Origin of the sequence: Exiguobacterium alkaliphilum, assembly GCF_018138125.1 — a bacterium.
In the GTDB taxonomy this organism is placed as follows: Bacteria; Bacillota; Bacilli; order Exiguobacteriales; family Exiguobacteriaceae; genus Exiguobacterium; species Exiguobacterium alkaliphilum.
Window position 1 is genome coordinate 2,565,437 of record NZ_CP073101.1, and the last position, 7,064, is coordinate 2,572,500.

General features: G+C 48.4%; 5 protein-coding genes, 14 tRNA genes and 2 rRNA genes (1 of these 21 cut by a window edge). 1 reads left to right on the forward strand and 20 read right to left on the reverse strand.

The window, feature by feature from the left end; all coding sequences use genetic code 11:
- Positions 1 to 2: 2 nt before the first annotated feature.
- The 4 genes from KB235_RS13205 to desA form a co-directional block, all read right to left on the reverse strand.
- Positions 3 to 443: a methylated-DNA--[protein]-cysteine S-methyltransferase gene (locus KB235_RS13205; protein ID WP_246514232.1), complete on the reverse strand. Its 441-nt coding sequence runs from the start codon at positions 441 to 443 to the stop codon at positions 3 to 5.
- Entirely contained in the window at positions 424 to 1,581 is a 1,158-nt protein-coding gene (gene queG / locus KB235_RS13210) for a tRNA epoxyqueuosine(34) reductase QueG (RefSeq protein WP_034816576.1), read from the reverse strand. Before queG ends, KB235_RS13205 begins: the two co-directional genes overlap by 20 nt.
- A gap of 69 nt (positions 1,582 to 1,650) precedes the next feature.
- Positions 1,651 to 1,721 (reverse strand) — tRNA-Gly (locus KB235_RS13215).
- Between the two features lie 196 nt (positions 1,722 to 1,917).
- Positions 1,918 to 2,937 carry a Delta(5) desaturase DesA gene (gene desA, locus KB235_RS13220; protein WP_034816573.1) on the reverse strand — a complete coding sequence of 340 codons (1,020 nt, stop codon included), beginning with the start codon at positions 2,935 to 2,937 and terminating at the stop codon, positions 1,918 to 1,920.
- Positions 2,938 to 3,192: 255 nt separating this feature from the next.
- Between desA and KB235_RS13225 the strand changes: the two genes are divergently transcribed.
- Entirely contained in the window at positions 3,193 to 3,828 is a 636-nt protein-coding gene (locus KB235_RS13225; RefSeq protein WP_211779877.1) for a DUF6241 domain-containing protein, read from the forward strand.
- 143 nt (positions 3,829 to 3,971) lie between these two features.
- Here KB235_RS13225 and KB235_RS13230 read toward each other — a convergent pair whose 3' ends face one another.
- The 16 genes from KB235_RS13230 to KB235_RS13305 form a co-directional block, all read right to left on the reverse strand.
- Positions 3,972 to 4,613 (reverse strand): DUF6241 domain-containing protein, encoded by a 642-nt coding sequence (locus tag KB235_RS13230; protein WP_211779878.1) that lies wholly within the window; start codon positions 4,611 to 4,613, stop codon positions 3,972 to 3,974.
- A 189-nt stretch (positions 4,614 to 4,802) separates the two neighbouring features.
- A tRNA-Leu gene (locus KB235_RS13235) sits at positions 4,803 to 4,883 on the reverse strand.
- A 9-nt stretch (positions 4,884 to 4,892) separates the two neighbouring features.
- Positions 4,893 to 4,966 (reverse strand) — tRNA-Cys (locus KB235_RS13240).
- A 6-nt stretch (positions 4,967 to 4,972) separates the two neighbouring features.
- Positions 4,973 to 5,047, reverse strand: a tRNA-Gly gene (locus KB235_RS13245).
- A 5-nt stretch (positions 5,048 to 5,052) separates the two neighbouring features.
- Positions 5,053 to 5,127: transfer RNA gene (locus KB235_RS13250), tRNA-Gln, on the reverse strand.
- 6 nt (positions 5,128 to 5,133) lie between these two features.
- A tRNA-His gene (locus KB235_RS13255) sits at positions 5,134 to 5,209 on the reverse strand.
- Positions 5,210 to 5,222: 13 nt separating this feature from the next.
- Positions 5,223 to 5,293, reverse strand: a tRNA-Trp gene (locus tag KB235_RS13260).
- A 3-nt stretch (positions 5,294 to 5,296) separates the two neighbouring features.
- A tRNA-Tyr gene (locus KB235_RS13265) sits at positions 5,297 to 5,380 on the reverse strand.
- Positions 5,381 to 5,383: 3 nt separating this feature from the next.
- Positions 5,384 to 5,459 (reverse strand) — tRNA-Phe (locus KB235_RS13270).
- A gap of 26 nt (positions 5,460 to 5,485) precedes the next feature.
- Positions 5,486 to 5,561: transfer RNA gene (locus KB235_RS13275), tRNA-Asp, on the reverse strand.
- Between the two features lie 7 nt (positions 5,562 to 5,568).
- Positions 5,569 to 5,642: transfer RNA gene (locus KB235_RS13280), tRNA-Met, on the reverse strand.
- A gap of 18 nt (positions 5,643 to 5,660) precedes the next feature.
- A tRNA-Glu gene (locus tag KB235_RS13285) sits at positions 5,661 to 5,735 on the reverse strand.
- A 17-nt stretch (positions 5,736 to 5,752) separates the two neighbouring features.
- Positions 5,753 to 5,843: transfer RNA gene (locus KB235_RS13290), tRNA-Ser, on the reverse strand.
- A gap of 13 nt (positions 5,844 to 5,856) precedes the next feature.
- Positions 5,857 to 5,931: transfer RNA gene (locus KB235_RS13295), tRNA-Asn, on the reverse strand.
- Between the two features lie 8 nt (positions 5,932 to 5,939).
- A 5S ribosomal RNA gene (rrf, locus tag KB235_RS13300) occupies positions 5,940 to 6,055 on the reverse strand.
- Positions 6,056 to 6,149: 94 nt separating this feature from the next.
- Positions 6,150 to 7,064, reverse strand: a 23S ribosomal RNA gene (locus tag KB235_RS13305); it runs 1,999 nt beyond the window's last position.

A 7,064-nucleotide genomic window follows, 5' to 3' on the forward strand; every position in this document is an offset into this window, starting at 1 on the left:
CCTCACTTTTGTTGTTCGATTTCAAGTAAACGTTGTTTTTCCGAAAGCCCGCCGGCAAACCCGGTCAACTTCCCACTGCTGCCGATGACGCGGTGACAAGGGAAAAGAATCGGCAACGGGTTCCGGTTCAACGCCTGTCCGACGGCACGAACCGCTTTCGGCCGACCGATTTGTTCGGCGATGTCTTTATAAGAGCGCGTCTCACCAGACGGAATCGTCAAGAGCGCGTCCCAGACGTCACGTTGAAATGACGTTCCTGCCATCTCAATCCATCGGCGGTCCTCGTCTTGTAATCCGTCGCGTTCGACCCGCTCCATCAACTTGACAAGCCATTCCGGTGCCTCTTCTTCAGAGGCAGACGTTGCAAAGTCGAGGGCGACCAATTTCCCGGCCTCATTCAACTCGTACGACAGCCTTCCCCATTTAGACGACACGGTCTTCACGGCCCCACTCCTCTCGGAAAATGCGAATCTCTTCTAGCACCATCTCAGACTGCTCGGTTTGTTCAATCTCTTCGTAAATCGTTTCCGCCTCCTCGCCAAGAATCGCACCAATCGCCCAGACGGCCGTCGCCCGCATGTCTTCTCGGGCGTCTTCTTGAATGAACGTTCGCAGGACAGGGATCGCTGACGGCTCACGATAATGTGCGAGCGCGAGGATGGCGTTTCGTTGAATCGGTTTCTTGCCGCGCCATGCGCCGGACAAATGGCCAAACTTCGTCTTGAACTCACGGTTACTTAGTGTAAGGAGCGGCTCGAGAAGTGGTTTGACGATTTCCGCTTCCGGCAACAGTTCTTCGTGGTGCCGCCAATCTTTCTTCCGGTTATACGGGCAGACTTGCTGACACGTGTCGCAGCCGTATAATCTTCCACCGAGCTTTGAGCGAAATTCACGCGGCATGAGCGTCTTCATCTGCGTCAAATAAGCGATACATCGCTTCGCATCGAGCACGCCCGGCTCGACAAGTGCCGACGTCGGACAAGCCGTCATGCACTTATCACAATCGCCGCAACCGTCCTCGATTGCCTCGTCTGGAGGCAAATACGTATCGAGAATCATCTCACCTAAATAGAGGTATGAGCCTTTTTCCGGGGAAATGATGGAGCAGTTCTTCCCGCTGAAACCGATACCGGCTCGTTCCGCCACGGCCCGGTCGACGAGTTCCCCCGTATCGACCATCGACCGGGTCCTTACCCCGGGAACAATCGATTCGATATAGGCTTGCAGTTTCTCAAGACGCGATCCGACCGCCCGGTGATAATCGAGCCCCCAAGACGCCCTAGCGAACAGTCCCCGGCGAGACCCGGAGACACTGCGCGGCGCCTCTTTTAATTTACTCGGGTAGGCGATTGCAATCGCAATGATCGACTGTGCGTCTTCAAGCAACAGCTCCGGTTTCGTGCGCTTGTCCAAATCCGGCTCTTCAAAGCCGGAAGCGAAACCTTTCTCTTGTTGTTTGACGAGCCGTTCTTTCATGACGATGAACGGGTCAGCCGTCGTCACTTTCAACTCATCGATGCCAATCGTCTCAGCGTATGCGACTATTTTTTGTTTAATCGTTTCCGGACTTAATCCGTTCATCCAATCACCTCTTTCGAATCCATTTTCGCATACAAAAAATCTCTCCGCCACTCGGCAGAGAGATGATGAAGCGGGTGAAGAGAATCGAACTCTCGTCATCAGCTTGGAAGGCTGAGGTTTTACCATTAAACTACACCCGCATGGTTATCATATGTGTGCCGCATCAGCGACTACAATCAATATACACCTATACTTTTAAGAAGTCAACACTTTTAAATGAAATTGTTATAGCAACTTGTTATGAACTGTATATACCCTGATTGCTTTCTTATAAATCATATTTTGATATATTTTTACGAATCAAAAAAAGTCTGCCGGATTATGCCGGCAGACTTTTCAAAGCGAAGATGTTTTCGGTTCGCGCAACAGGTGTTTAATGTCACGGAACGTGACGAACGATTTATTCTTCGCATCATACAGCTTGTAGCGAAGCGACTTCAAACTCGAGAACAATCCGATCGTCGTCGCTCGTTGCAACGGTGGTGTCGATGTATGCGCTTGTTCCAAGTTATAGTTCGGCACACGGGGGCTCAAGTGATGGACGTGGTGGAAGCCGATGTTCCCCGTTACCCACTGCAGCACTCTCGGCAACTCGTAGTACGAACTCCCCTCAATCGCCGCCTTGACGTAATCCCACTCACTCTCGTCTTCGAAATATGAGTCTTCGAACGTGTGTTGGACGTAGAACAGCCAAATGCCGAGAAGTCCGGCTGTGAACATCGTGATTCCTTGGACAATGAGAAACGCCTGCCACCCGACCAGGGCGATCATGCCGGCGTATAAGACAACGAGGGATGCGTTAATGACGTGTGTATTGATGCGTTCTTTTTTCCGAGCGTCTTTCCGGTTGAAGCGGCTCGTGATGAGAATCAAATATAACGGTCCAAGTCCGAACATAACGAGCGGATTGCGATATAGACGGTATTGAAGACGCGTCCATTTCGAAGCTTCGACGTATTCCTCAATCGTCATGACCCAAATGTCCCCGACGCCCCGCTTATCCAAATTTCCACTTGAGGCGTGATGAATCGAATGTTCCCGTTTCCACTTCTCATAAGGGAATAACGTCAACACACCCATGATCGTGCCGACGATGTTATTGGCTTTTCTATTTTTAAAGAACGACCCGTGCGTGCAATCATGAAAAATGATAAACATACGGACGACGAAACCAGCTGCGACGATCGCGAGCGGAATCGTCAAGAACACAGAGATGTCGAGCGCCTGATACGCGAGAAACCATGCTGCCAAAAACGGTAAGATTGTATTGATCATTTGCCGGACACTCTTCTTCACGTCCGCCTTCTCGAACGGCGAGACGTGCTTTCGGAGCTGGGCAATCTTTTCTTTACTCATATTCGTTCATTCCTCCTACACTACATAAACCACACTACGACGACAGTAAGATGAATCATCGTCCGATTTGAAAATCGTATAACGAGTCATTTCTTAACACCAGGTAATTATACCACATATTATTTTTATTGTTTGATTATTTCAAATTTGATTATTTCAAATTTAATTATTTCAATTAAATCCCTTTTATAGAATTAAAAACATAATAAGTATGATAAAATCCAACGTGCAGCAAATGAAATGAGGTGGGTTACTTTGAGAAAACGAATATTTACACGACAGCGTGTCACCTTTCTATCGATTGCTTTCATCATCTTACTTCCGATTCTAGTCGTCGGGTATACCTTCTATACAAATATGAGCCAAGGTATGCAGAACGAGGCGTTAGAGGACAAATACGCAGATCGTGTCAGAGAGTTGCAGATTGAGGTATCTAAAGGGGATCCGTTCAATCGGCGTGGAAACGCGACCGATCGGACCCGTGTCGAGCTCCTTGCACGTTACGATCCAGACAATTTGAGTCGGACGACATTAGTAAAGAACATGCATTTGATGACTCATCAGCAAATCTCGGCCCGCTCGAAATGGGGCGCGATTCCGATGTCGGAAGAAAACATCACGGCTTCGGCTGAGTACCTTACCTTGCTAGAGAGAAACAATAAGATTGGTCCGAACGTGTATAAGGAATTGCGGGCCATGCTCAATAATTGGGCGCGTGACGACTTCAGTCAGGCTGATGTCGAGCAAGACCGGTTGCTGCGTTTGCTAAATGCCAATCGTGGTTTCTCCAACGGTTTAGCTACACCTCTCGAGGAAGAGTTGTATATTTTTAATAACTTTGGGTCTGACTATTTGGATACGTTGACATCAACTTTAGATGAGACTGAATGAATTTTATAAATTCAAAATAGCCACGAATGACTTCATCTACTCAGTCATCCGTGGCTATTTGAATCATTTATTTTTTCTTCAATGCTTCTCCATCAATACAGTCCTTAAAAGTACACCCTTAGAAATAGAACGTTGTAGTAAGATTAATTTTCTGCCTTTTCCATCGATTTTAAATTGATGGTGTATACATATTTTTCTCCAAAATTATTCAAAATGAATAGCTCTTCTTCTTCCGGTGTAGCCAAGCCATTAGAGTAACCGATTTTTGCACCCATTCCATCCAGCATATAATCCTGATCTTTATCAATGTTGCTAAAGTCAGCTTGTTCCCATTGTTCGATGATTTTCCCGAGCTTGGTGTAGTCGTTTAAATTTAATTTGTTCTTTTTCCGAGCAAGTTCTAAATACGCTCGAACCTCACGAATATTCTCGTGAGACATTAGGATTGCACCGTATTTTTTATCAGCGGAAATTTTCTGGTGAGTCATTTCGTGCATGACTCGAACTAGGTTAGACTTGTTGAGTTTCTCTAAATCATCAAACACTAATCCGGTTTCAAGTTTTGGGTTGATTTTATGAACCGCATTTGGACGACCTGGTGGGTTCGCCTCAAGGAACCGCTTAAGTTCTTTAGCTCGATCAAGTTCATCTCCTTCAAGCTCTTCATCGATGGAATATGACGAACTTGAAGAAAATCCGTTAAAAAAATAAACAACTGAAGAAATTAATATTGTTACGGTGACTATCGTGAAGAGTAAAATGAACCACCTTTTTTTCTTTATCATAACTGTACCTCCCCACATAAATCATTCCCGTAAATTGTAACATACATAGGAATTATGTTACTCCTAATAAAAGTTATAATTTTGAAATTATTTCTCCTTTAACCAATCAAGATTGCAATATTTTCATTCTCTAATATAAAGTAATCGTATAAATAAAAAAAGACCCTAGCCTCAGCTAGGATCTACGGATACCGGTGGTCGGAGTCGAACCGACACTCCAGAGGAACACGATTTTGAGTCGTGCGCGTCTACCAATTCCGCCACACCGGCATATTATGTTGGAGGCGCCAGTCGGAATCGAACCGACGATAGAGGAGTTGCAGTCCTCTGCCTTACCACTTGGCTATGGCGCCAAAGAATGGAGCGGAAGACGGGATTCGAACCCGCGACCCCGACCTTGGCAAGGTCGTATTCTACCACTGAACTACTTCCGCATAGTTGGCTGGGCTGGAAGGGATCGAACCTTCGCATGTCGGAATCAAAATCCGATGCCTTACCACTTGGCTACAGCCCAATAAAATGGGGCGACTGAAGGGAATTGAACCCTCGAATGCCGGAATCACAATCCGGTGCGTTAACCACTTCGCCACAATCGCCATAATATTAAAGCAGGGGCAGCAGGAATCGAACCCGCGCTGACGGTTTTGGAGACCGTAGTTCTACCGCTAAACTATGCCCCTAAGTGGTGGGGGGGGGCGGATTCGAACCGCCGAACCCGAGGGAGCGGATTTACAGTCCGCCGCGTTTAGCCACTTCGCTACCCCCCCACATGGTGGCTTTGGACGGAATCGAACCGCCGACACAAGGATTTTCAGTCCTTTGCTCTACCAACTGAGCTACAAAGCCATGTATGTAAGTCTTTAAATTAAAAATGGCGGTCCTGACGGGGGTCGAACCCGCGATCTCCTGCGTGACAGGCAGGCATGTTAACCACTACACCACAGGACCACACTAATTGCGGGGGCTGGATTTGAACCAACGACCTTCGGGTTATGAGCCCGACGAGCTACCAGACTGCTCCACCCCGCGACGATATAAAAAAATAAATGGTGACCCGTACGGGATTCGAACCCGTGTTACCGCCGTGAAAGGGCGGTGTCTTAACCGCTTGACCAACGGGCCTTGTTGTATTGAAAAACTGGCGGAGAGCAAGGGATTCGAACCCTTGAGACGGTTTTGCCGCCTACACGAATTCCAATCGTGCTCCTTCGGCCACTCGGACAGCTCTCCAAAAAGAGAAAAGTGGCTCCGCAAGTAGGATTTGAACCTACGACCTACCGGTTAACAGCCGGTTGCTCTACCACTGAGCTATTGCGGAACGATCTTGCCTGGCAACGTCCTATCCTCACAGGGGGAGACCCCCAACTACTTTCGGCGCTGAAGCGCTTAACTTCCGTGTTCGGCATGGGAACGGGTGTGGCCGCTTCGCTATCGCCACCAGACAAGTATTATATTAACATCATTTAAGTATAACGTCAATATGTTTTAAGAGATTGTTCTCTCAAAACTGAAGATTCATCAATACAAACCATAGACTAGATCAAAGCCTCGACCGATTAGTATCATTCAGCTCCACGTGTCACCACGCTTCCACCCATGACCTATCTACCTCATCGTCTCTGAGGGGTCTTTCTTGATTGCTCAAAGGGAAATCTCATCTCGGAGGGGGCTTCATGCTTAGATGCTTTCAGCACTTATCCCGTCCGCACGTAGCTACCCAGCGATGCTCCTGGCGGAACAACTGGTACACCAGCGGTGCGTCCATCCCGGTCCTCTCGTACTAAGGACAGCTCTCCTCAAATTTCCTGCGCCCACGACGGATAGGGACCGAACTGTCTCACGACGTTCTGAACCCAGCTCGCGTACCGCTTTAATGGGCGAACAGCCCAACCCTTGGGACCTACTCCAGCCCCAGGATGCGATGAGCCGACATCGAGGTGCCAAACCTCCCCGTCGATGTGGACTCTTGGGGGAGATCAGCCTGTTATCCCCAGGGTAGCTTTTATCCGTTGAGCGATGGCCCTTCCATGCGGAACCACCGGATCACTAAGCCCGACTTTCGTCCCTGCTCGACTTGTAGGTCTCGCAGTCAAGCTCCCTTCTGCCTTTGCACTCTTCGAATGATTTCCAACCATTCTGAGGGAACCTTTGGGCGCCTCCGTTACTGTTTAGGAGGCGACCGCCCCAGTCAAACTACCCACCTGACACGGTCCTCCAGCCGGATCACGGCTGCGAGTTAGAGACTCTATACGCAAAGGGTGGTATCCCAAGGGTGTCTCCACCGAAGCTGGCGCTCCGGCTTCACAAACTCCCACCTATCCTGTACATCGCGTACAAAGCCTCAATATCAGGCTGTAGTAAAGCTCCATGGGGTCTTTCCGTCCTGTCGCGGGTAACCTGCATCTTCACAGGTACTATGATTTCACCGGGTCTCTCGTTGAGACAGTGCCC